Here is a 22156-nt window from a genome sequence, read left to right on the forward strand (position 1 = left end):
GACAACGACCGTCCCTCGTTCAACCGCGACCGTCGTGACGAGCGTCCCTCGGGCGGTTTCCGCTCCGGTGGCAGCGACCGTCCGTTCAACCGCGACCGTCGTGACGACCGCCCGTCGGGCGGCTTCCGCTCCGGCGGCTCCGGCGACCGCCCGACCGGCCGCCGCGACGACCACCGCGGTGGTACCGGCACGGGTACCGGCACCGGCACCTTCGGCCGCCGCGACGACAAGCCGCGCTGGAAGCGCAACGGCTGATCGTCCGTAGGTCTCTGACCTGATGAAGCGGGCCCGTCCTTCACGGACGGGCCCGCTTCTCTTTTCGCTTACGTCACATGCGGAACGGCTGTTACGATCCGGCGACTTTGATGTGGGGGCCATGAGCCATGGGGGCGGGGGGCCGGTGCCGGTCGCTGTCAGTGGCGGCTGAGCGCGCATACCGGCGCGATCCCCGTATCGCCGGCTGATTCCTGGGGAGGGACTGCCTTGGCACGTTTTCTGCGCGGCCGTACGACCGTGATGACTCTGGTGGCGCTTGCGGTGGGCCTTGGCCCGATGCCTACCGCGAACGCGGAGCCTCCGCCCACCGAGATCGTGATTCCGCCGACCATGCGCACCACACCCTCTTCGGCCGGCGGAGTACACAGCGCGGGCAGCACGGGCTTTCTCCACGCGGACACCGATTCGAGCAGAACCTTTCTGGAGTGGACCACTTACGGCGGCGAGACACGCCCGGTCGAGGGCACCGAGGGCATGGGGGTGCCCGCCCCGGTCGAATACCGCGGCGCGGATTCGGACGTAGTGGCGCTGCGGGCGCCGGGCAGTTCCGATGTTCTCCTGCGCGACATGGCAACCGGAGCGTCGTGGCACATCACGATTCCGGCGGGTCAGGAGTACTACATGACCCTCGGGGACACCGTGGTGACCAAGGTCCCGGCGACGCAGAGCAGCTATGTGAGCGAAATACATCTGCTGCGAGCCGATCAGGGTGCGACCGTGGACCGGAAGGTGACCGGACTTCCGGAGGGTGCGAACTTCCTGACGGGAAAGCGGGGCAGCGCGCAGGGACTCCTGGTGTATGTCAGTGTGCCGGGCCAGAACCTGATCAACGGCTGGGTGGATCTTGCCACGGCCCATCTCGAACTGCTGCCCATCCGTTTTGCCGACGCGGTGGTCGCTGACGGCTATCTCCTGACCCGGGAGGTAGCGGGCATAGGCATGAACGCCATCGGGCATCTCTCCGCCCCTGAGCGAGTGGTCGCCCGGCCTCAGAAGGGCGCGCGGATCATCGGCTTCGCCGGGGACGCGCTCATCGTCGGGCGCTACGACCCCGCCTACGGCGAGAAAATGCAGGACGAGTCCCAGTGGCGGATCTCCGCTGTCCCGTTCGACGGCACGGCCGAGTACGAACTCGTCGCCCGGGCGAACGTGGACACTGTGGCGATCCGTCCCGGTGGGGGGCTGATACTCAACGGTGGCTCCTCGGCCCTGGACTACGGACTCGTATCCATCACCGCGGATAGTGCGGGCAAGCCCCGGGTGGATCTCCTCCACCCGATCGCACCCGTACAGATGGTCGTCCACGACCTCCTGATCGATCAGGGACAGGTCACCACGGTGGAGCGCGGAGACGGCCGTACCGCGGTCTACACCCGGGATCTCGTAGCGGACTCACCCGGCTACGGCCCCCGCGTCGATCGAGGCAGTTTCCAGAAGCCGTTGGAGAACTGCGACTGGCCGGGACGCAGCATCTACTGCCCCCCACTCGTCGCGACGGGAGACGGAAGGGTCGTCTACGACAGCACGCAGGCCGACGGCAGCGACGCGGTGGCTGTGGTGAACAGGGGTGCCGGGTATCCCGCTGCGGCGGAGGTGAAGACGGGACTGGTTCCCACGCAGGACGGGAGGGCGGGCATCGATGGCGCCTCCGGCAACCTGGTTCTCGTGACGGGGCAGTCAGCGGCCGGTGCCATGGAGACCCGGGTCATCGACATCGACACGGGCACGGTGATCGACAAGAGGCCGGTATCTGTCAGCGCGTTGTGGGGCAGCTCGCTCTGGACGCTGGCCAGAACCTTCCCTGCCGGGAATCTGGAGGTGACGGGCAAGGACCTGTCCACCGGAGCCAACGTGGCGACCTCGACCATCAAGGAGGGCTGCAGCGATCTGAGCGATCTTCAGGTGCGGGGCGAGTGGATTTACTGGAGCTGCTACATCCTTGACGTCGGGACGGCCTCGGGCGTCCTCAACATGCGGACCGGAACGAACACGCGCCTTCCCGTCACGGGACCCGCCCAACTCGGTGACGGAGGTGTGGTCGTCGACACCTTCCAGTCGAAGCGCTACGACGTGCACACCGGCTCGGTCCTGGTGACACCTCTCGGTGGTGGGCGAAGCGCGCTGGACCCGCGTTCCGGTGACATCGCGGTCCACACGAACTCCGGTACCCGTGTGCTGCACGAGGGCCTCCCCGCCGCTCCTTTGACCTCTCCGTACCGATCGGTGTCCGCCACGGCCGACACGGACAGCACTCCCGTTGCCTGGCGCGGTACGTGGTGGCTGACGGAACCGGCCGCGTCATGGACGTTGACGCTCCGCAACAAGGTGACGGGGCAGACCGTGGCCACCCGCTCGGGCGGGGCTGTTGCGTACTCCGTCTCCGCTACGTGGGACGGGCGGTCCGCGGGCGGGGGATACCTCCCCAACGGCCCGTACACGTGGACGCTGACGGCGAAGCCTGCCGACGGGCAGGGAGCGGATCTGCGCACTACCGGCACGATGAACGTCGTCGGTGGGACGGCGGTGCCGCGCGACTTCGTGAAGCGTGACGGTGTCGGTGACCTGCTGGCGTTCACCTCTGCCGGAGTCGCTGACTTCCGGGCCGGTACGGGCACAGGGTCGGTGGATGCGAAGGTGTCGGGTTCGGGCTGGACGGGTGCGAACACCGTGACGGCGGCGGTGCCGTTCGGCGATGTGAACGGCGACCGGTGCAATGACGTGCTGGTGCGGGTGAAGAGTGGTGAGCTGCGGGCGTACAAGCCGTCGTGCGGCGCCGCGTTGAAGCCGACGACCGCGTTCACGAGGGTGGGTCTTGGCTGGAACATCTACGACGCCCTCACCTCGCCGGGTGACCTGACCGGGGACGGCCGGGCGGACGTGCTCGCCCGGGAGACGTCGACCGGATACCTGTACCTGTACGAGCAGACGAGCGCCGGTGCGTTCAAGGCGCGCGTCAGGATCGGTACGGGCTGGAAGGGCTACCTGCTGACCGGTGCCGGTGACCTGAACGGTGATGGCAAGGGTGACCTGCTGGCCCGGGACGCGGCCGGGGTGTTGTGGCGGTACGCCGGGACCGGCAAGGGCACGCTGGCGGCCCGGGTGAAGGTCGGCGGGGGCTGGCAGGTCTACAACTCGCTCGTCGGAGTCGGTGACGTGAGTGGTGACGGCAAGGCCGATCTCCTCGCCCGCGACACGGCTGGCGTGCTGTGGAGCTACCGGGGCGACGGCAAGGGGCTGTTCGGGTACCGGGCGAAGGTCGGCGGGGGCTGGCAGATGTACAAGTCGCTGGTCTGACCGGATGACCGGGCGAAGGGCCTGTACGGCGTTCTCCGTCGTACGGGCCCTGCCCTTTGAACGGGTTCGAAATACCCTGTCGGGGTGTCCGCGGCGGCTGTTAAAGTCACGGCATCTGCTCGGGGGGTGGTGCGAGCGGAATCAGCCGCACCACGAAGGCCGCAGTGCGCCCAGCGCTTTCACTGCGGGCCTCCCCCCGTGTCTTTTTCCCGGGGAGGGACTTTCACATTGACTCGCTCATCCAGCGGGTGGAGACGTCGGCGCGCGTCCGGCCGCATCGCCCTCTTGGTCACCCTGGCGATCACCGCCGGGACCGGTGCGGCCACCACCGGAACAGCGGTCGCCGACACGTCCGGCGAGACCGTCGTGGTCAACCCGGGTGCGCGCTTCGTGCCCCGCGCCACCCACGTGCTCAACGCCGGTGAGACCGGCTTCCTGACGGCGCAGGAGGGCGACGACCGCCTGCGCTGGATCGACTACGCCTCCGGATCGGCCACCGTGCTGGCCGACCGGCTGCCGAAACCCCTGGAGTACGACCCCGAGGAGGGCCGCCCGCGCGGCGACTGGCCCACCGGGTTCGGCCACGGGTCCGACACCGTGGCGGTCCACTCGCAGACCCCGAGCCCGCACGTCACGCTGCAGCAGCGCGCGGGCGGCGGGGCGACCACCGTCGTACCGATCCCGGAAGGGCAGACGTACGTCCAGACCTATGGCACCACGGTGGTGACCCGCACCGGCACCGAGCAGGCCACGACGAGCCTGCATCTGCTGCGGCCGGGGGCCGACGGGATCGAGGACCAGCGGCTCGAGGGGCTTCCCGAGGGATGGAACCTGTCCGTCGCGGAAGGTGACACCCGGTCGGCGGTGGTGCGGGGCATCCTCTGGGAAAGCAGCACCATGACGAACGGCTGGTGGCTGATCGATCTGGCGAGTGGTCGGATCACCACACTGGACGCACATGCCGAGTCGGTCACCCTGACCCCGGACACCATCCTCCAGGTGCGTTCGTACAGTGGCGAGGTGCTGGACCGGAACGACCCGGCAGCCGCACCCCGAGCACTGGACCTCCGGGACCTCCCGTACGACACGACTTTCCGGATGCTCGGGAAGTCACTCGTCGCCGTCGACCATCCCAACTCCGGAAACAACGAGTACCGCGGTGAGAGCTTGTACCGCGTCACCCCGGACGGCCGGCGGGGCGAGGAGCTTCTGGCCGTCGCCCGCAACGATCTCCATCGTGCACCGGACGGCTCCGTCCTGGTCGCCGGCGCCGAGACCCTGGCCGACCACGGCCCTCTCGAGTGGGGCTACTACCGGTTCACGGCAGCCGCCGACGGCACCCTGACGCGCGAGCGCGTCGCGGACATCGAGGACATGCCCGCACAGCCTGCGGGCATCGCCCTGGGCAGCGGCATCCTCACCACGGCCGACGACACGAACATCTTCGAGCCGTACACCTACATCGGCAGCTACCGCAGTACGTGGCTCAAGACCTCCGGCCGGCCCGAGGAGATCCGGACCACGGTGGACGGGTTCACCAGCGGGCGGGACGCGGACTGCGGATGGCTGGACGGCTCGTACTGCGTCACGATGTTCGCGAGCGGCGACGGATTCCACGGCCGCAAGGCGGGGACCGAGCAGAGCAGAACCATGCTCTTCCGGAACGGGGACCCCCAGTGGGGGCCCACCGTCACCACGGGCCTGACGACTCCCCAACTCGTGGACCTCTCCGGCCGGTTCGGCGTGGTGAACGAGGCGTCGGGCGGCAACCACGTGATCACCGAGTTCCGTGGACCCGATTCCGGCACCGTTCTGGAGACGCGTTCCGTGGGCGCGGCGGCGCTGTGGGGCAACACCTTCTGGAGCAACGCGCCGAACTCGTCCACGGTGTCCTCGAAGACACTGCCGGCGGGTACGGCGGGTACCACCTTCACCACGCTCAACAAATGTGTCCCCAGTGAGCTGCAGGCCGTGGGCCGCTGGGTGTACTGGGAGTGCCGGGACAACACGAACTGGCTCAAGGGCGCCGGTGTCTACGACCGGCAGACCGGACGCTCCACGACGGCGCCGAATGCCAAGGTCCTCCTGGGCGACGGCTACTTCGTCGCGTACACGGAGGAAGCCGGACTCACGCTGTTCGACCTCCACAACGGTTTTCCGGCAGGCGGCACGTACGCCGACCTGCCCCAGCGCGCGCTGGTGAGCACGGCGGACCTGGGCAAGGGCACGGTGCGCCGCTCCGGCTGGACGGTCGACCGTTTCGGTGGTCATGTCGCGTACACCGGCGACGACCGGCGGGTGCGCATCGTCCCCACGGGCATTCCGGCGTCGCCGCTCTCGGTGATCGACACGAAGGCGCCCGGAACCTCGCTCGACCTGCGGGCCGCCGCTCCGAGCTGGGCAGGCACGTGGTGGCTGTCGAAGCCGGCCGCGTCGTGGCAGCTCACGGTGAAGAACAAGGCGTCCGGCCAGGTCGTGCGCACGGTCTCCGGTGGCGAGGCCCGTGGCACGGTCGGTGCGGCGTGGGACGGCAAGGACGCGGCGGGCCGGCTCGTCGCCAACGGCGCGTACACCTGGACGCTGTCGGCGAAGCCGGCCGACGGCCAGGGCGCTGCTCTGGCGGTGTCGGGTGCGGTGAAGGTGACCGGCGGCGCGGCGGTCGGCCGGGACTTCGTCGGCGACGACGGCTTCGGTGACCTGCTGGCCATGACGCCGGCGGGGGTCGCCGACTTCCGCGGTGGTACGGGCAACGGGACCGGCACGGTCAGCTCGAAGCTTTCCGGGACGGGCTGGACGGACGCGAACAGCGTGACGGCGGCCGTGCCGTTCGACGACGTGAGCGGTGACCGGTGCAATGACGTGCTGGTGCGGGTGAAGAGCGGTGAGCTGCGGGCGTACAAGCCGTCGTGCGGTGGGGCGTTGAAGCCGGCGACCCCGTACACGAAGGTGGGCCTGGGCTGGAACATCTACGACACGCTGACCTCGCCCGGTGACCTGACCGGGGACGGGCGGGCGGACGTGATCGCCCGGGAGACCTCGACCGGTTACCTCTTTCTGTACGAGAGCGCAGGCGCCGGCGTCTTCAAGGCGCGGGTGAGGATCGGTACCGGTTGGAAGGGCTATCTGCTCTCCGGGGCCGGCGACTTGAACGGTGACGGAAAGGGCGACCTGCTGGCCCGGGACAAGGCCGGTGTGCTCTGGCGCTACGCCGGGACGGGCAACGGCACCCTGGCGGCCCGCGTGCAGGTCGGCGGGGGCTGGCAGATCTATGACGCGCTCGTCGGCGTGGGCGATACGAGCGGGGACGGCAAGGCCGACCTGCTCGCCCGGGACACGGCAGGTGTGCTGTGGGCCTACCGGGGTGACGGCAAGGGCCTGTTCGCGTCCCGTACGAAGGTCGGGGCCGGCTGGCAGATGTACGGGACCCTGTCCTGACACTCGGCGCGCCCGGCCCGTACGGCATTCCTTGCCGTACGGGCCGGGCGCGCCGTGCTGTGCCGCTCTTTGAACGAGTTCGATAACGGTCTTCGCCGCTGATCACATCGTTGCTAGGATCCGCTCAGCTTTCCGGGCTCACAGGGGGAGAGCGGGGCGGGGAGCCCGCTCGGATCATCACCACTCGGCTGTCGTCCTTTCCGCGTGTCTTCGCAGACGGGCCACCGTGGTCCCCGTGCCCGTTTCTGCTCCTGGGGAGGAACACGGACGTGAGGCGTATTCGTGCGCGCAGAACGATCTCCACTGCGGTGGCGGTCGGGCTGATGGTGGGGGCAGGGCTGTTCGCGGGTGGGCCGGCGGCCGCCGGTGAAAGCTCGCCGGTGGATACGCCCGGGGGACTCGCGGTGACGACGGTGCGGGCGGTAGCTCCCGTCGCGGGGCGGGTCAGCCGGGTCTCGCTGTCCAACGGCGTGCTGGCGACCAGGGAGTCGAACGGCTCCGAGGAGGCCTTCTACCGCCGGATGGTGACGGCGACGCCGACGGGGCTCAGCGTGGGCGGTCCCGAACTCCTGGGTCCCACGGACGATACGTACGTGGGTCCCTATCCGAGTGGTGACGGTCACGTGTTCGAGCTGTATCGCTACGGAGCCGGCATCACCAGCGTCAGCTCGGTCGGCGACCAGGACGACCGGCGGTCGTTCCGCATGGGTGCCGATCTGGACTCGATGGTCGAGGTGACCGGGCGCTACGCCGTCATCAACGGCACCAACCCGGCGCTCCAGTACGTCGGCGATCTCGGGGAGAGCCCCTCCGTCATCGTGTCCCGCCCGATCAGAGCCGCTTCCGTCTGGGGCGCCACGCTGTGGTCGGCCACGACGGTGAAGGGGGTCATGACCGCCCAGGACCTCAAGACGAAGCAGATCACCCGGACGATCAGCACCGGTCTGCCCTGCGTCTTCAAGGAGCTCCAGGCGGTCGGACGGTGGGTCTACTGGTCGTGCGGGCCGACCGGACAGGCCGGGGTCTGGGACGTCACGGCCGGCAGGAGCATCGAGGTGCCCCGCGGTGAGGCGCTCATCGGCGACGGCTATCTGGTGCAGCACGACAGGAGCACCGGAAAGCTGATGCTCACCGGGTTCCAGGACGGCACGGCGAACGACACCCACCCCATCGGGGAGGTGCCGGACACCGCTGAGCGCGGAGTGACCTGGACGGTGGACAGGTTCGGTGGTCCGGTCGCCTACATCGCGGCCGACCAGGGCGTGTATCTCGCGTCGAGCGGGGTGGCGAGGCAACCGGTCGCGGTCATCGAGACCGAGGCGAGCGCCATGACCGGGTGGGCCAACCCCTGGAAGGCCACCTGGCTGACGTCCCGGCCGGCGGCCTCCTGGAAGATCGTCATCCGGAACAAGGCCACCGGCACGCTCGTACGCACCGTCACCGGCCTGCCGAACGCGGGCGGCGTATCGGGCTCGGCAACGTGGAACGGGCGGAACGAGAAGGGCGGGTACGTGCCGAACGGTGCGTACGTCTGGACGCTGTCCGCCGAGCCGCTCGACGGGAAGGGGCCGGACGGGAGCACCTCGGGCACCGTGAACCTGACCGGCGGTGCGGCAGTGGCGCGTGACTTCGTGCGTCGTGACGGCTTCGGCGACCTCCTGGCGTTCACGTCGACCGGCTTCTCCGAGTTCCGGGCCGGTACGGGGACGGGCCGGGTGGACTCGCACGAGCCGGGCAGCCTCGACTGGTACGGCGCCGACGCGGTGACGGAAGCGGTGCCGTTCGACGATGTGAGCGGTGACCGGTGCAATGACGTGCTGGTGCGGGTGGGGAGCGGCGAACTGCGGGTGTACAAGCCGACGTGCGGTGGCGCTCTGTTCAGGACCACCGCGCACACACGGGTCGGCCTGGGTTGGAACGTGTACGACGAGTTGACGTCGCCGGGCGATCTGACCGGTGACGGGCGGGCGGATGTGATCGCCCGGGAGCGCTCGACCGGCTACCTCTACGTGTACGAGAGCACCGGGACCGGCGCGTTCAGGGCGCGGGTGAAGATCGGCACGGGTTGGAAGGGCTACCTGCTGGCGGGTGCCGGTGATCTGAACGGTGACGGCAAGGGCGATCTCCTGGCGCGGGACACGGCCGGGGTGCTGTGGCGCTATGCCGGGACGGGCAAGGGGACGCTGGCGACGCGGGTGAGGGTCGGCGGTGGCTGGCAGGGCTACAACTCCCTGGTGGGGGTCGGCGATATCAGCGGTGACGGCAGGGCCGACCTGCTGGCGCGGGACACGTCCGGGGTGCTGTGGAGCTACAAGGGCGACGGCAAGGGGTTGTTCTCGGCCCGGGTGAGGGTCGGCGGCGGTTGGCAGGCGTACTCCAGGCTCGCCTGACCTCCCGACTCGCAGCCACCTCCGACCGGCCGTCCGGGCCTGCTCGGGCACGACCGCAGCGCACGCCCGTAGCGGTACGACGGCCGGGCCGGTCGCACGTTCGCCGCGGGCGGAGGTGGGCGCGAACCGGGGCGTACGCGGGACGCCGGCGTGGGCATCGGGGCCTGCCGGGCGACGGCAGGCGTGTCGTCGTCGTTCGTGGCTCGGCGGGGAACCTCTTCCGCGACGACGCCCACGGGACGGGGGCGCTCGGGCCCCGGCCCCCGATCGCGGTCGGGCAACAGGTCCGCACGGGGATCGTCTGACGCCGGGGCGTCCGTACGCGGACCGCGCCCGACGCATGTCATGCCCCCAGCGAGGGAATCGCTGGGGGCATGACAAGCAACCCACCTGGAGCGCCTTCCGAACCACCGTCCTCCCCACCCCCCGCAGCCGGCCCGCCCGACCTGTCGAAGCAGGCGTCCGACACCACGGCTCCGCCCGCCCCTCCTGCCGCATCCGCCCCTCCCGCCGGCTCCGACGAGGCGCGGCTGGCCGAGCTCGGCTACACGCAGGTCCTCGCCCGCCGGATGTCCGCCTTCTCCAACTACGCGGTCTCGTTCACCATCATCTCGGTGCTCTCCGGCTGCCTGACGCTCTACCTGTTCGGCATGAACACCGGCGGCCCGGTCCTGATCACCTGGGGCTGGGTGGGCGTAGGGCTGATGACGCTGTTCGTCGGGCTGTCGATGGCCGAGATCTGCTCGGCGTACCCGACGTCCGCGGGCCTGTACTTCTGGGCCCACCGGCTGGCCCCGCCCCGCTCGGCCGCCGCGTGGGCGTGGTTCACCGGCTGGTTCAACGTGCTGGGTCAGGTCGCCGTGACCGCCGGGATCGACTTCGGCGCGGCGTCGTTCCTGGGTGCCTATCTGAACCTCCAGTTCGACTTCGAGGTCACGCCCGGCCGCACGATCCTCCTGTTCGCCGCGATCCTGCTGCTGCACGGCCTGTTGAACACCTTCGGCGTACGCATCGTCGCGATCCTCAACAGCGTCAGCGTCTGGTGGCACGTGCTCGGCGTCGCCGTGATCGTCGGCGCGCTGACCTTCGTACCCGACTCGCACCAGTCGGCATCGTTCGTCTTCACCGAGTTCGTGAACAACACCGGCTGGGGCAGCGGCTTCTACGTGGTGATGATCGGGCTGCTGATGGCGCAGTACACCTTCACCGGCTACGACGCCTCCGCCCACATGACCGAGGAGACCCACGACGCCGCGACCGCCGGCCCGCGCGGCATTGTCCAGTCGATCTGGACCTCCTGGATCGCCGGCTTCGTCCTCCTCCTCGGCTTCACCTTCGCCATCCAGTCGTACGACGGAGCCCTGGCCTCCCCGACCGGCGCCCCGCCCGCCCAGATCCTCCTCGACGCACTGGGCGCGACCACCGGCAAGCTCCTGCTGCTGGTGGTGATCGGTGCCCAGCTCTTCTGCGGTATGGCGTCCGTGACCGCCAACAGCCGGATGATCTACGCCTTCTCGCGGGACGGCGCCCTGCCGTTCTCCCGGGTCTGGCACTCGGTCAGCCCTCGCACCCGCACCCCCGTGGCCGCGGTCTGGCTGGCGGCCTCCGGCGCGCTGGTTTTGGGCCTCCCGTATCTGATCAACGTCACCGCGTACGCGGCCGTCACCTCCATCGCGGTGATCGGCCTCTACATCGCGTACGTCATCCCGACCCTGCTCCGCCTCCTGCGCGGCGACGACTTCACCCCCGGCCCCTGGCACCTGGGCCGCTGGTCCCGCCCCATCGGCATCGTCGCCGTGGTGTGGGTCGTGGTCATCACCGTGCTGTTCATGCTGCCCCAGGTATCGCCCGTCACATGGGAGACCTTCAACTACGCCCCGGTCGCCGTCCTCGTCGTCCTGGGTTTCGCCGCCACGTGGTGGTTCGCCTCGGCCCGCCACTGGTTCCTCAACCCGGATCACAAACGCACGATCGCCCGCGACAGCACCCGCTGAACGCGGCCCCTTCCACGACGACGGGGCCCGGCAACCGATACCCGATCGGCGGCCGGGCCACGGCGGGCTATGCTCGGGGGTGATTCGCCGAGGGCCGTTAGCTCAATTGGTCAGAGCAGCGGACTTTTAATCCGTTGGTTGTGGGTTCGAGTCCCACACGGCCTACCTCTAAGCCCCAGGTCAGAGCGCTTTCTGGCCGGGGCTGCATGTCGCCCGGGGGCCTGCCCCGGCCTTGCGAACGCATCGACCAGGGTGCGCTGTGCGAGCGATGCGCCGGTGGACGCGCCGAGGCCCGTCGGCCTGCCGACGGGCCGTGCGGCGGATCAGGCGCAGAAGTCGGTGGTGTACGAGGCGTACACCGGGCCGCCCTTGTCGCGGTCACCGTCGGTGTGGATGAGGATCTGCTGCCACAGGCAGGTGGCGGTCGAGCTCGAGTACGACGAGCTGGACACTTCGCCCTCGTCGTCGAAGTCGTCCGTGTGCGTCCCGCCGCCGTTGACATGGCACCACGGGGTTCGCAGGTGGGGGGCGCCGCCACGGCCGGGTCCGAGTCCCACGGGGCGGTGTAGGCGAGGCTCGCCGCCCCACGATCGCTGCCGCGACAGCCGCCGCCATGAGCGGGCGGCGCCGCCGGGGGCGGAGCCTCGGCAGCCGGGCCGACCGCGCCGCGCCTGTCGCCTCCTCCGCGAGGCATGGGCAGGGCTCGGCGGGTCGTGTCCACCTCTGACCACACAGGATCAATTCCGCCCCGCTGGGCGGGCCTTGGCGACGCGGTGAGTACCGCGTGCGGGGTGCAGACGAGGTGCGTCGGCGGAGCCCCACCCGCGTCGTTCACCGTGCGCTGCGCAGTCCGGCGGGCGAGGGCGGCGAGCCGTACCGCCGGCCGGCCCGCGGGTCTCGTGCTCAGGCTTTCACCACGTTCGACCGGACGTGTCCCGACAGCCCGCTTGACAGCGATCCGCCGTCCGGATGCCGCGGCGCCCCGACGCCACGTCCGGGCACCCCGAGCGCGCGGTACGGCCGCTGCCCCTGGGCTACCGTGGATGGGCAACACGGCGCAGAGGGAGCTGTATTGACACGGGTCGCGATTGTCGGTGGTGGGATCGGCGGTATGGCCGTCGCGCTGTTCCTGGGCCGTCGGGGGCATGCGGTCACCGTGCTGGAGCGGGACGGCCGCAGGCCGGGGCGCGATCTCGACGCGGACTTCTTCGACTGGCGGCGCCCGGGCGTGCCCCAGGCCGTCCAGCCCCACGGGCTCCTGGCACCGGTCCGTACCGTGCTGCGCGAGGAGGCCCCCGATGTGTACGACGCGATGCTCCGGATGGGGGCCGGCGAGCGCAACGAGCTGGAGTGGTTTCCCGAGCGCCCGCCCGAGCGCCCGGGGGACGAGGACCTGGTCACGGTCCAGACGCGACGCATCGTGCTGGAGGCCGCCCTGCACGATGCCGTACACCGCGAACCGAACGTCGACGTCAGGCTGGGGGAGCCCGCCGAGGGGCTCGTCGTCGACCGGCACGGTGCTGCCTTCGGCGGTGCTCCCCGGGTGACAGGGGTGCGGTCGCGGTCCGGGCGGCATGACGCCGATCTGGTGCTGGACGCCGGAGGGCGCCGCTCCCCGGTGTCGGGCTGGCTCACCGGGGCGGGCTGCCGGGACGCGGTCGTGGAGAACCACCGCATCGGCATCGCGTACTTCTGCCGTTGGTACCGGCTGCCTCCGGACGGGCCGCGGGATCCGGGACGGGTCAAGTCGGGATCGGTGGCGGCCTTCGCGGTCGGCGGAGTGTTCCCGTCGGACAACGGCACCTTCGCGGTGTTCCTGACCGTGTCCACCGCCGACCCCACCCGCGGGGCACTCCTGGATCCCGAGGTCTTCGAGCGGGTGGCCCGGACCTTCCCCGCGGTGGCCGCGTGGCTGGACCTGCGGCCCGACGCGGTCTCCCGGGTGCTCGCGATGGGCGGCCTCGACAACCGCTGGACGGGGCTGTCCGATGCGGCCGGCCCCGTGGTCACCGGCCTGGTCGGGGTCGGAGACGCGGTCACGCACACCAATCCCACGATGGGCCAGGGCGTCGCGCTGGCCCTGTGGGCGGCGCAGTGGGTGGCCGGTCACGCGGCGCGGGCCGCCGTCGACCCCGAGGCTTTCGCGGCCGACTACCACCGATGGGCCGGGCGGACCCTGCGTCCTTGGTTCGACGTCCAGGTCGCCATGGACCGCGCCAACGAGGCCCGGCTCGCACATCCGGCGCGGCCGTCGTCCGAACCGCTCTCGACGGCGGCTCGTGACGCGGCCGCCGTGTCCGCCTGTTCCTGGGAGGACCCTGTCGTGATGCGGGCGCGCGCCCGCATCCGTCATCTCGTCCAGCCCGCCGACCAGGCCTACGGCACCGCGGAGGTGCGCGCCCGCGTGGCGCGCTGGCTGGTGGAGCACCCAGGGTTCACACCCGCGTACGACGGCCCGGCGCGGGAGGAGTGGGAGTCGGCCGTGCGCACCGGGCAGGCGCTGTGACCGGCCGCGGCGCCCCCGTACGCCCTGACATGGCGGCGGTGCCGACCGTGGAACCGCCGGCACCGCCGCCGTACCGGGTGGTCAGACGAGGAGCTTCGTCTTCGCCCGCTGGTACTCCTCTTCCGAGATCGCGCCCTTGTCCTTGAGGTCTGCGAGCTTCGACAGGTCCTCGACGTGGCTGCTCTTCGGCGCGCCGTTCGCGTCGGACGTGCCCGCGGCGTCTCTCACGTACGCCTTGAAGGCCGCGTCACGTTCCTTCGCTTCCCTCACGTCACGTGTGCCCATGGACTTGCCACGTGCGATCACGTAGATGAGGACGCCCAGGTACGGCAGCACCAGCGCCAGGATCAGCCAGCCCGCCTTGGCCCATCCGCCCAGGTCGTCACTGCGGAAGATGTCCATGATGACCCGGAAGAGCAGGAACAGCCACATGATCCAGAGGAAGAACCAGAGCATGGTCCAGAACAGGTTGAGCAGAGGGTAGTCGTCCATCGTCCACTCCAGGCACCGCGTCGAATGGCTGAATGTGAAATCAGTCATATCACCGCATTTGTGCATGCGCCCGTTGGAGTTGTCCCTGTTCCGCCGGAAGGGGGAAGGGGGACGGGCGGGCGCGATGCGGCGCGGTGCGGCGTGGAGTGCGGCGGCTACTTCTCCGGTACGGGGGCGGTGCCGGAAGCCTCCGCGGAGACCGTTTCGGTGGACCGTTCCTCGGCCTCCGCCGGCCCCGGCGCCGTGGGCGCGCTGGAGGCCGCCGCCGCGCGTGCGGCCGATGCGGTCTTCCGGCTGTGCGCCAGGATTCCTATGAAGCCGGCGATGAACCCGCTGATCAGGCCCGATATCGCGTGGTTGAGCGCGTTGACCGATTCGCTGTCCGGGAGGCCGACGGCGGTGTAGTTCACCGCCGCGCTCATCACCGCACCCATCAGGCCGCCGATGACGCCGCTGATGACGGCGCCGCGTACGGGCGAGGGTGAGGTGGCCGGGGCAGGGGCGGGAGTGATCGGTGCGGTCATCGTCGAGGGCCCTCCAGACAGGCTGCGATGAGAGACCGGGAGTGGCTTGCGGGGCGCGGCGACTGCGCGCTCCGGGGCCTGCTCGCACGGGCAGCCCACCGGTCCGGGGGATGCAGCAGTTACCTTGCGGCAGAACACGTGTTCCTTGCAACACCTTCTCGTTTTCGACACTTTGACGACTTGGCGAAGATCGGTCGTGGGGAGTGAGGTGTTCCTGATGCACAAGGGGGCCGCAGCGGCGGCCTGTTCGGTCTCGACGGCATGGTGTCGCCCTCCATCGACGGTGGTTGGGAGAGAACTGCACGTCGAGTGGCTACAGGGGCGTCCTCGGCGGGGGCGCGGTCGGCGGGCCGGGCCGAGCGCCGTCTGCGGGGGCGTGCGCGCCGGGTGGTCATGAGTGCCTCGAACATGCCGTAGAGTTGTGTTTACCGACGCGGGGTGGAGCAGCTCGGTAGCTCGCTGGGCTCATAACCCAGAGGTCGCAGGTTCAAATCCTGTCCCCGCTACTGAAGAATCAGGCCCGGCATGCATACAGCGTGCCGGGCCTGATTCGTTTGTGCGCCGTCGGCCCGCCGGGTCGCTCGGTAGGAAGCCGCATGCCGCGTACGTACCCCCATTGGCCGACGAGGAGTCGCCCCGCGACCCTGCTGCGGGAAGCCTGGGGGTGGTGCGCGGTACCGTCCGCGGCCGTGGATGCACCGGGCAGGAGACCAGCAGGTGGGGAAGCGGGAGAAGCGGCGGACGAGGCGTGCCGGGGTTGTGCGGACCCGCCGGTTCGTCAGGGCGCTGCCGACGCTGATGATCGCCGGGGGCGTGCTGTTCGACGCACTGACCCCGCCCAAGTTCACCGCCATCCCGTTGTTCGCGGCAGCTCCGCTGATCGCTGCGCCGTTCTTCTCGCGGGCCAGCACGATCCGTACCGGTGTCGCCGCGCTGCTGGCGGTCGTCGGGCTGCGCGTCCTCAGCGGGAACCTGCTGCAGGTCGTGCCCTCCATCGAACTGCTCACCGTCCTCACCGTCTCCGTCCTCGCCGTCGTGATCAACGGGGTCGTGCGACGCAGCAACGAGCAGCTGGCCTCGGCCCGCGTCATCGCGGAGACGGCCATGCGGGCGGTGCTGCCGACGCCGTCCGACCGGATCGGCGGGCTGCACGTGGCGGCTCGGTACGAGGCGGCGCAGGCGGACGAGTTCGTCGGCGGTGACCTGTTCTCGGTGACGGACAGCCCTCATGGGGTGCGGCTGGTGGTCGGGGACGTGCGCGGCAAGGGGCTGGACGCCGTGGAGGCGGTGGCGGTGGTCATCGGCGCCTTCCGGGAGGCGGCCGAGCAGGAGGAGACGCTCGAAGGTGTGGCGCGGCGGCTGGAGCGTGCGCTGGCGCGGGAGTCGGACCGGCGCGGTGGGCTCGACGCGTTCGAGGGGTTCATCACCGCGGTGCTCGCCGAGGTCCCGCCGGACTCGGACCGGGTGCGGATCGTGAACCGGGGCCACCCCGAGCCGCTGCTGCTGCATACGGACGGGGCTCTGGACGTGCTGGGCCCGTCGGTTCCCGCGCTGCCGCTGGGGATGGACCTCGGGGTGTGGCCGGACCGGGCCGACGAGTGGGATCTGCCCCCCGGGGCGACGCTCCTCCTCTATACGGACGGCCTCTCCGAGGCCCGTAATGCCGAAGGGGTCTTCTACGACCCCGCCGAGCGGCTGCGCGGACGGATCTTCCCGGGTCCCGAGGAACTGCTCTCCGCGCTGACCGACGACGTGCGGCTGCACACGGGGGGCGAGTCCACGGACGACATGGCCCTGCTCGCGGTCGTGCGGCCGGCCGAGGGCCAGCCCGACCGGCGCAGGACCGTGAAGATCGTCGGTCTGGGCGACGGCGGCGAGTGAGCCGGAGCTTCGGGACGACGAGTGTGGTGCGGCACCGGAGCCCCGCGGTGACGGGTGTGTTGGAGCGGCCGGCCGGGATGCCACCGTCCGTAACCGAAGGGCACCACTCCGCATAACATTTGACGTAACGTCAGAAATCGGCAGGCGGTTGAGGGGCGATCAACTCGCCCGATTCCACCCGGTTGTGTCCCGTAAAGTCCAGGCCAAGGACGTGAACGATCAGTGGGAACAGCTTGGAATCGGACCCCGGTGTCTATTAACGTTCGATAACGCAGCGCGGTTGTCCCAGCCGCCGTCAGTGGCGGCACCGTGCGCGAGCGCCGAATTCCGCAAGGGAACCGGGGAACCACCTACATGGGGTGAATCGGGCATCTTTGTCTTGCCATAAGACGGAGGGGCCCGTAGGAGACCTTCCTGCTCCGAACCCGTCAGCTAACCCGGTAGGCGAGAAGGAAGGAAAGGAGTGCGCCCACGTGGCGTCCAACAAGCCTGCCCCCGAGGCTCCCTCCCGGTTCGGGCCCGAGTACGGCGATGACTTCGCTACCCGGCCCGCCACCGTTTTCGGTACGGAGTACGGGGCCGACTACGCGACCGATCGGGGCAGCGACTTCGGAAACGACTTCCGCGCCGACGAGGCCGGGCCCGAGAGGACCTGGGAGGAATGGAACCCCACCGAGGAGTCCATCCGCCCTGTGCGCGGCAAGCACCGCGTCGCCAAGCAGCGCAATGGTCTGGCCCGCAGCTCCACCGTCCTCGGGGTCGGCGTCATCGCGGCCGTCGGTGCGGGTGGCATGGCCACCGCCCAGAGCAAGCCGCCGGTCTCCATCTCTCTTCCCGATTCCATCGCGGACAATCTTCCCGACGCCAAGTCCCTCCCGGGCGTCGGCGCACTGTTCTCGGGCGGGTCCGAATCCGCGGCGGACAAGACGGCGGCCGAGACCGCTTCCGCCCCGCTGACGACTGCCGGCATCACCACCGCCGAGGCCGAGCAGGGCACCACCGACGCCGGTGAGGCACTCCGGGCCCGCATCCTCCAGCAGGCCGAGCAGCAGCAGGACGCCGCCGACGCCGAGGTCAAGGCGGCCGCGGAGAAGGCGGCCGCGGAGAAGGCCGCCGCCGAGGCGAAGAAGCAGCAGGACGCCGCCGAGGCCAAGATCGCCGCCGAGAAGAAGAAGGCGGCGGAGGAGGCGGCGAAGAAGGCGGAGGCGCTGCGGCTCGCCAAGCTCGCAGCCAGTTACGCCATCCCCACCTCCTCGTACACGATCACCTCGACGTTCGGCGAGGCCGGCTCCATGTGGTCCTCCGGCTACCACACGGGCCTCGACTTCGCGGCGCCGACCGGTACCCCGATCAAGGCCGTTCACACCGGCACGATCAAGTCGGCCGGCTACTCCGGTTCCTACGGCTACCGCACGGTCCTGGAGCTGGAGGACGGCACCGAGGTGTGGTTCTGCCACCAGTCCTCGATCGACGTCAGCATCGGCCAGAAGGTCACGACGGGCGACACCATCGGACGCGTGGGCGCGACCGGCAACGTGACCGGCCCGCACCTCCACCTGGAGGTCCACACCGCGGACGGCGCCGGCATCGACCCGATGGCCTGGCTGCGCGCCCGGGGCCTGACGGTCTGAGCCCGTTCCCCGCACGACGGCCTCCTCCGGCCCACGTGACCCCGGCAGCCCTGACGCTCACCCCCCGACGTCAGGGCTGCCGGTCCGTCCGCGTCCGCCCGTGGCAGTAGTTCAGATGCAGAGGCCACGGAATAGGGGCCTGGTGGAAGCCGTTGTTGCACCCATGACTTCTCTTCGCACGCTCGGTTCCTCCAGCCTTCAGGTCTTCCCTCTCGCCCTCGGAGGCAACGTCTTCGGCTGGACCGCCGACGAGGCGCAGTCCTTCGCCGTCCTCGACGCGTACGCGGCGGCCGGCGGTAACTTCGTCGACACCGCCGACTCCTACTCGGCCTGGATCCCCGGCAACGAGGGCGGCGAGTCCGAGACCCTCATCGGCAAGTGGCTCGCCGCACGCGGCAACCGGTCCGACATCGTCGTGGCCACCAAGGTCGGCGCCCACCCCGCGTACAAGGGGCTCTCGGCCACCACCATCAAGGCCGCCGCGGAGGAGTCGCTGCGCCGGCTGGGCACCGACCACATCGACCTCTACTACACGCACTTCGACGACGAGTCCGTCCCGGTCGAGGAGATCATCACCGCCCTCGACCAACTGGTGAAGGACGGCAAGGTCCGGGAGATCGCCGCGTCCAACATCAGCCCCCAGCGCCTGCGCGCCTCGCTGGAATTCTCCGAGCGCGAGGGGCTCGCCCGATACGTGGCCCTGCAGCCGCACTACAACCTCGTCTCCCGGGACACGTACGAGGGCGAGCTCCAGGACACCGCCGCCGATGCCGGGCTCGCGGCCGTCCCGTACTTCGCCCTCGCCTCCGGCTTCCTCACCGGCAAGTACCGTCCGGGCACGGCCGTGGAGAGCGCCCGGGCCGGGAGCGCGGGGGCACACCTGGAGTCCGAGCGCGGACAGAAGGTGCTCGCCGCGCTCGACAAGGTGGCCGAGGAGCGCGACGCGGAGATCGCGACCGTGGCGCTGGCCTGGCTGGCCGCCCGGCCGACCGTGGCCGCACCGATCGCCTCGGCCCGGACGGTCGAGCAGCTCCCCGCGCTGGTGGCCGTCGCCGGTCTGCGGCTGACGGACCAGGAGCTCGCGGACCTCACGGAGGCTTCCGCCTGAGCGGGACAGCTCTCAGCCCTGCGGTCCGTACCCGTGCGTGTCCGTGTACGGGGGGCGCGGCGGGTTCGTGTACGGCGCGGCCGTGTACGCAGGCGCGCTGTAGGGATGCCCGTCGTACGGGTACGAGGGGTGCGGGTACGGCCGGCGCACCGCGGGCACGGGCCGGGGGCGCAGACGCCCCGTGGCCTGCGCCGCGTACGCGAGGGCGGGGCCGGCCGTCTCCCTGCGCTGCCACAGGTGGTGCAGCAGCTCCCGCTCGCGTTCGGTGAAGTCCGGGCCCGCCGTGCCGCGGCGGGCCTGCCGGCGCAGAAATGCCAGTGAGGTCGCGAACGACTCGTACTCGGCCACCGTGCGGGCCGCCGCCCTGCCCCGGGCCTTCACCTCTTTCCGTGCCGCGGCGGGCATGCGGTGGTGGGGGTGCGAGGCGCCATGGGCGTGCGTGGGAGCGTGGCCCGAGTGCGCGTGGCCGTGGGGCCTTGCGTACGGGCCGTCAGCTGCCGCGCGTCGGCGAGCGATGTCCCTGGCCATGCCGCGGGCCCGCATCGAGGAGAGGGCGAGAGGTTCGGCGGGGGACAGCCAGCCGGCCGTCGCGTACGCCGGCAGTTCGACGCCGAGCGTGCGCAGCTCGCGTCGGCGGGCCCAGATCGCCAGCCAGGTCACCAGCCCGAAGGCCGGGACCATGAAGGCGCCGTACACGGCGTAGAAGCCGTACGGGCCGAACGAGGACGATCCGTTCCACAGGGCGTGCATGCCCATCGCCAGGAGCAGGCCCACGAGCGGCAGCGCCAGGCGCCTCAGACGCTGATGGGGCGCACTGCTCGCGGCGATCCCGAAGGCGATGCCGGTCAGTACGGTGAAGAGCGGATGGGCGAACGGCGACATCACCGCACGTACGAAGAACGTCGCCGCCGTCACCGAGGCGAAGCCCGAGCCCATCTGCTGGTCCTCGCCGAAGGCGTTGCCCAGATAGAGGATGTTCTCGGTGAAGGCGAAACCCGTCGCGGTGAAGCCGGCGACGACCACGCCGTCGACGATGCCCCCGAAGTCGCGTCTCCGGAACAGGAAGAGGAGCAGTACGGCCGCTGCCTTGGCGCTCTCCTCCACGACGGGCGCTATGACCGTGGCGCCCAGGGTGTCCGCACTGCCCGGATCGGCGGTGGCGGTGGCGATCCACCGCGTCGCGAAGGAGTTCGCGATGATCGCGACCAGGGCGGCCGCGCAGGCACCCCACGCGAAGGCGAACAGCATGTTGCGCCACGGGCCCGGTTCGACCCGGTCCAGCCAGCGGAAAGCCGTCATCAGCACCGGGACGGGCAACACGGCCAGGCCCAGTCCGACGAACAGCCCCTGCGTCCCGGTCTGGTCGCGGACGAGCGCGAGGATCACCAGCCCGCAGAGCGCCAGCACGGTGAAGACGGCGATGACGCGGAGCGGCCTGCTGCGCCACAGCATGCCGACGCGGCGTGGGCGGTAACGCCATTGGCCCCGGTCCGGCACAGCGGACAGGACCTCACCGTCCAGCTGCTCCTCGAGCACCGGGACGGCCGGCTGCGACTGCCGCTGATGCTGAACAGACCCGTCGGACACCCCACGACCCTAACGAGCGGGACCGACAACGGCCATGGCGCGTGAAGGCCCCCGGGTTCGGCGGATGGCCGCCCGGCCCCTGGTCAGCGGCCGGTCAGCGGCTGACCGGCGGTCAGACGGCGCCCCGTCAGGGGTCCGGCAATGGCTGGCCGACGGTCCGGAAGTGGCTGGTCCGCAACCGGTCAGTGGCGGGCGAAGAGCAGGTCGTGAACCACGTGGCCCTTGTCCAGACCCTGTCCCTCGAACCGGGTCAGGGGCCGGAACGCGGGCCGTGGCGCGTAGCCGCCGTCCGCCGCCGTGTTCTCGAACCGGGGGTGCGCGGTCAGCACCTCCAGCATCTGCTCGGCATACGGCTCCCAGTCGGTCGCGCAGTGCAGGACCGCTCCGGGCTTCAGGCGCTGTGCAGCCAGGTCGAGGAACTCCGGCTGGATCAGCCGGCGCTTGTGGTGCCGCGACTTGGGCCACGGGTCGGGGAAGTACACCCGTAGCCCGTCCAGCGCGTCCGGCACCAGCATCTCGCGCAGCAGGATGATCGCGTCACCGTTGGCGACCCGGATGTTGGACATGCCGTTCCGGTCGGCGAGACCGAGCAGATTGCCCTGGCCCGGGGTGTGCACGTCGACGGCGAGAATCCCGGTGCCCGGGTCGTCGGCGGCCATCTGCGCGGTGGCTTCGCCCATGCCGAAGCCGATCTCCAGGACCACCGGGAGCCCGTCGAACAGTTCGGGCAGATCGAGGACGCGCAGCCCGTCGATGTCCAGGCCCCACTTCGGCCAGAGCCGCTCCAGGGCGTCCTGCTGGCCGGGTGTGACGCGGCTGCGGCGCGGCTGGAAGCTGCGGATCCGGCGTTCGTGGTGCGAACCGGCCGGGTCGGCTGCGGGGCCGCCGGGGAAGCGGGGTTCCTGGCGCAGCCTGCGGGCACGGTCCAGGGCCGCGGCTCGCAGTTCGTCCGGGATTCCGGCGGTCGCGGGCGCGGCGCCCGTCCGGTCGGCTCCGGGCGCGGCGTCGCCGGGCGTCGCGGGGGAGGGGTTCATGGGC

At 70.6% G+C, this 22156-nt stretch carries 13 protein-coding genes, 2 tRNA genes, 1 pseudogene and 1 riboswitch; of the genes and pseudogenes, 11 read left to right on the forward strand and 5 right to left on the reverse strand.

All coding sequences use genetic code 11. The features are described from left to right. From ABZ434_RS03765 to ABZ434_RS03790, 6 genes and pseudogenes are all read left to right on the forward strand, one after another. Window positions 1-255, forward strand: a pseudogene (locus tag ABZ434_RS03765) (RNA helicase); the annotation flags it as partial. Between the two features lie 228 nt (window positions 256-483). Further along, the gene (locus ABZ434_RS03770; RefSeq protein ID WP_359131839.1) at window positions 484-3570 is read left to right on the forward strand and encodes an FG-GAP-like repeat-containing protein; all 3087 of its coding nucleotides are present in this window, start codon (window positions 484-486) and stop codon (window positions 3568-3570) included. Between the two features lie 285 nt (window positions 3571-3855). Next, the gene (locus tag ABZ434_RS03775) at window positions 3856-7005 is read left to right on the forward strand and encodes an FG-GAP-like repeat-containing protein (RefSeq protein WP_359131840.1); all 3150 of its coding nucleotides are present in this window, start codon (window positions 3856-3858) and stop codon (window positions 7003-7005) included. Between the two features lie 269 nt (window positions 7006-7274). Beyond that, window positions 7275-9395, forward strand: a complete 2121-nt coding sequence (locus ABZ434_RS03780; protein WP_359131842.1) for an FG-GAP-like repeat-containing protein — start codon at window positions 7275-7277, stop codon at window positions 9393-9395. Between the two features lie 374 nt (window positions 9396-9769). Further along, window positions 9770-11389, forward strand: a complete 1620-nt coding sequence (locus ABZ434_RS03785) for an amino acid permease (protein WP_359131843.1) — start codon at window positions 9770-9772, stop codon at window positions 11387-11389. 91 nt (window positions 11390-11480) lie between these two features. After that, a tRNA-Lys gene (locus ABZ434_RS03790) sits at window positions 11481-11554 on the forward strand. 158 nt (window positions 11555-11712) lie between these two features. Here ABZ434_RS03790 and ABZ434_RS03795 read toward each other — a convergent pair. Then, complete coding sequence (locus tag ABZ434_RS03795) at window positions 11713-11946, reverse strand: hypothetical protein (protein ID WP_359131844.1); 234 nt, start codon at window positions 11944-11946, stop codon at window positions 11713-11715. A gap of 515 nt (window positions 11947-12461) precedes the next feature. Here ABZ434_RS03795 and ABZ434_RS03800 point away from each other — a divergent pair. Continuing rightward, window positions 12462-13895 (forward strand): NAD(P)-binding protein, encoded by a 1434-nt coding sequence (locus ABZ434_RS03800; RefSeq protein ID WP_359131845.1) that lies wholly within the window; start codon window positions 12462-12464, stop codon window positions 13893-13895. Window positions 13896-13976: 81 nt separating this feature from the next. Here ABZ434_RS03800 and ABZ434_RS03805 read toward each other — a convergent pair whose 3' ends face one another. Together ABZ434_RS03805 and ABZ434_RS03810 are read right to left on the reverse strand one after the other, a co-directional pair. Then, window positions 13977-14387: an SHOCT domain-containing protein gene (locus tag ABZ434_RS03805; RefSeq protein ID WP_359131846.1), complete on the reverse strand. Its 411-nt coding sequence runs from the start codon at window positions 14385-14387 to the stop codon at window positions 13977-13979. Between the two features lie 155 nt (window positions 14388-14542). Continuing rightward, window positions 14543-14911 carry a hypothetical protein gene (locus ABZ434_RS03810; protein ID WP_359131848.1) on the reverse strand — a complete coding sequence of 123 codons (369 nt, stop codon included), beginning with the start codon at window positions 14909-14911 and terminating at the stop codon, window positions 14543-14545. Window positions 14912-15343: 432 nt separating this feature from the next. On the opposite strand from ABZ434_RS03810, the gene ABZ434_RS03815 reads away from it, so the two are divergent. From ABZ434_RS03815 to ABZ434_RS03830, 4 genes are all read left to right on the forward strand, one after another. Continuing rightward, window positions 15344-15417: transfer RNA gene (locus tag ABZ434_RS03815), tRNA-Met, on the forward strand. A gap of 211 nt (window positions 15418-15628) precedes the next feature. Continuing rightward, entirely contained in the window at window positions 15629-16792 is a 1164-nt protein-coding gene (locus tag ABZ434_RS03820) for a PP2C family protein-serine/threonine phosphatase (RefSeq protein WP_359131851.1), read from the forward strand. 308 nt (window positions 16793-17100) lie between these two features. Next, a riboswitch (cyclic di-AMP (ydaO/yuaA leader) is annotated at window positions 17101-17254 on the forward strand. An 11-nt stretch (window positions 17255-17265) separates the two neighbouring features. After that, window positions 17266-18423, forward strand: a complete 1158-nt coding sequence (locus tag ABZ434_RS03825) for a M23 family metallopeptidase (protein WP_359131853.1) — start codon at window positions 17266-17268, stop codon at window positions 18421-18423. A gap of 163 nt (window positions 18424-18586) precedes the next feature. Next, window positions 18587-19531 carry an aldo/keto reductase gene (locus tag ABZ434_RS03830; protein WP_359131854.1) on the forward strand — a complete coding sequence of 315 codons (945 nt, stop codon included), beginning with the start codon at window positions 18587-18589 and terminating at the stop codon, window positions 19529-19531. A gap of 12 nt (window positions 19532-19543) precedes the next feature. Here ABZ434_RS03830 and ABZ434_RS03835 read toward each other — a convergent pair whose 3' ends face one another. Further along, window positions 19544-21118, reverse strand: coding sequence for a PrsW family glutamic-type intramembrane protease (locus tag ABZ434_RS03835; protein WP_359131855.1), 1575 nt, complete (start codon window positions 21116-21118; stop codon window positions 19544-19546). Between the two features lie 182 nt (window positions 21119-21300). Further along, window positions 21301-22152, reverse strand: a complete 852-nt coding sequence (gene trmB / locus ABZ434_RS03840) for a tRNA (guanosine(46)-N7)-methyltransferase TrmB (protein ID WP_359131885.1) — start codon at window positions 22150-22152, stop codon at window positions 21301-21303. Window positions 22153-22156: the final 4 nt, after the last annotated feature.

The organism is Streptomyces sp. NPDC005761, assembly GCF_040630635.1.
Classification (GTDB): domain Bacteria; phylum Actinomycetota; class Actinomycetes; order Streptomycetales; family Streptomycetaceae; genus Streptomyces.

Excerpts from the sequence above, each read along its gene's own strand:
- ABZ434_RS03805 (WP_359131846.1), bottom strand. The coding sequence starts at position 14,387 with ATGGACGACTACCCTCTGCTCAACCTGTTCTGGACCATGCTCTGGTTC.
- ABZ434_RS03785 (WP_359131843.1), top strand. The coding sequence starts at position 9,770 with ATGACAAGCAACCCACCTGGAGCGCCTTCCGAACCACCGTCCTCCCCA.
- trmB (WP_359131885.1), bottom strand. The coding sequence starts at position 22,152 with ATGAACCCCTCCCCCGCGACGCCCGGCGACGCCGCGCCCGGAGCCGAC.
- ABZ434_RS03810 (WP_359131848.1), bottom strand. The coding sequence starts at position 14,911 with ATGACCGCACCGATCACTCCCGCCCCTGCCCCGGCCACCTCACCCTCG.
- ABZ434_RS03830 (WP_359131854.1), top strand. The coding sequence starts at position 18,587 with ATGACTTCTCTTCGCACGCTCGGTTCCTCCAGCCTTCAGGTCTTCCCT.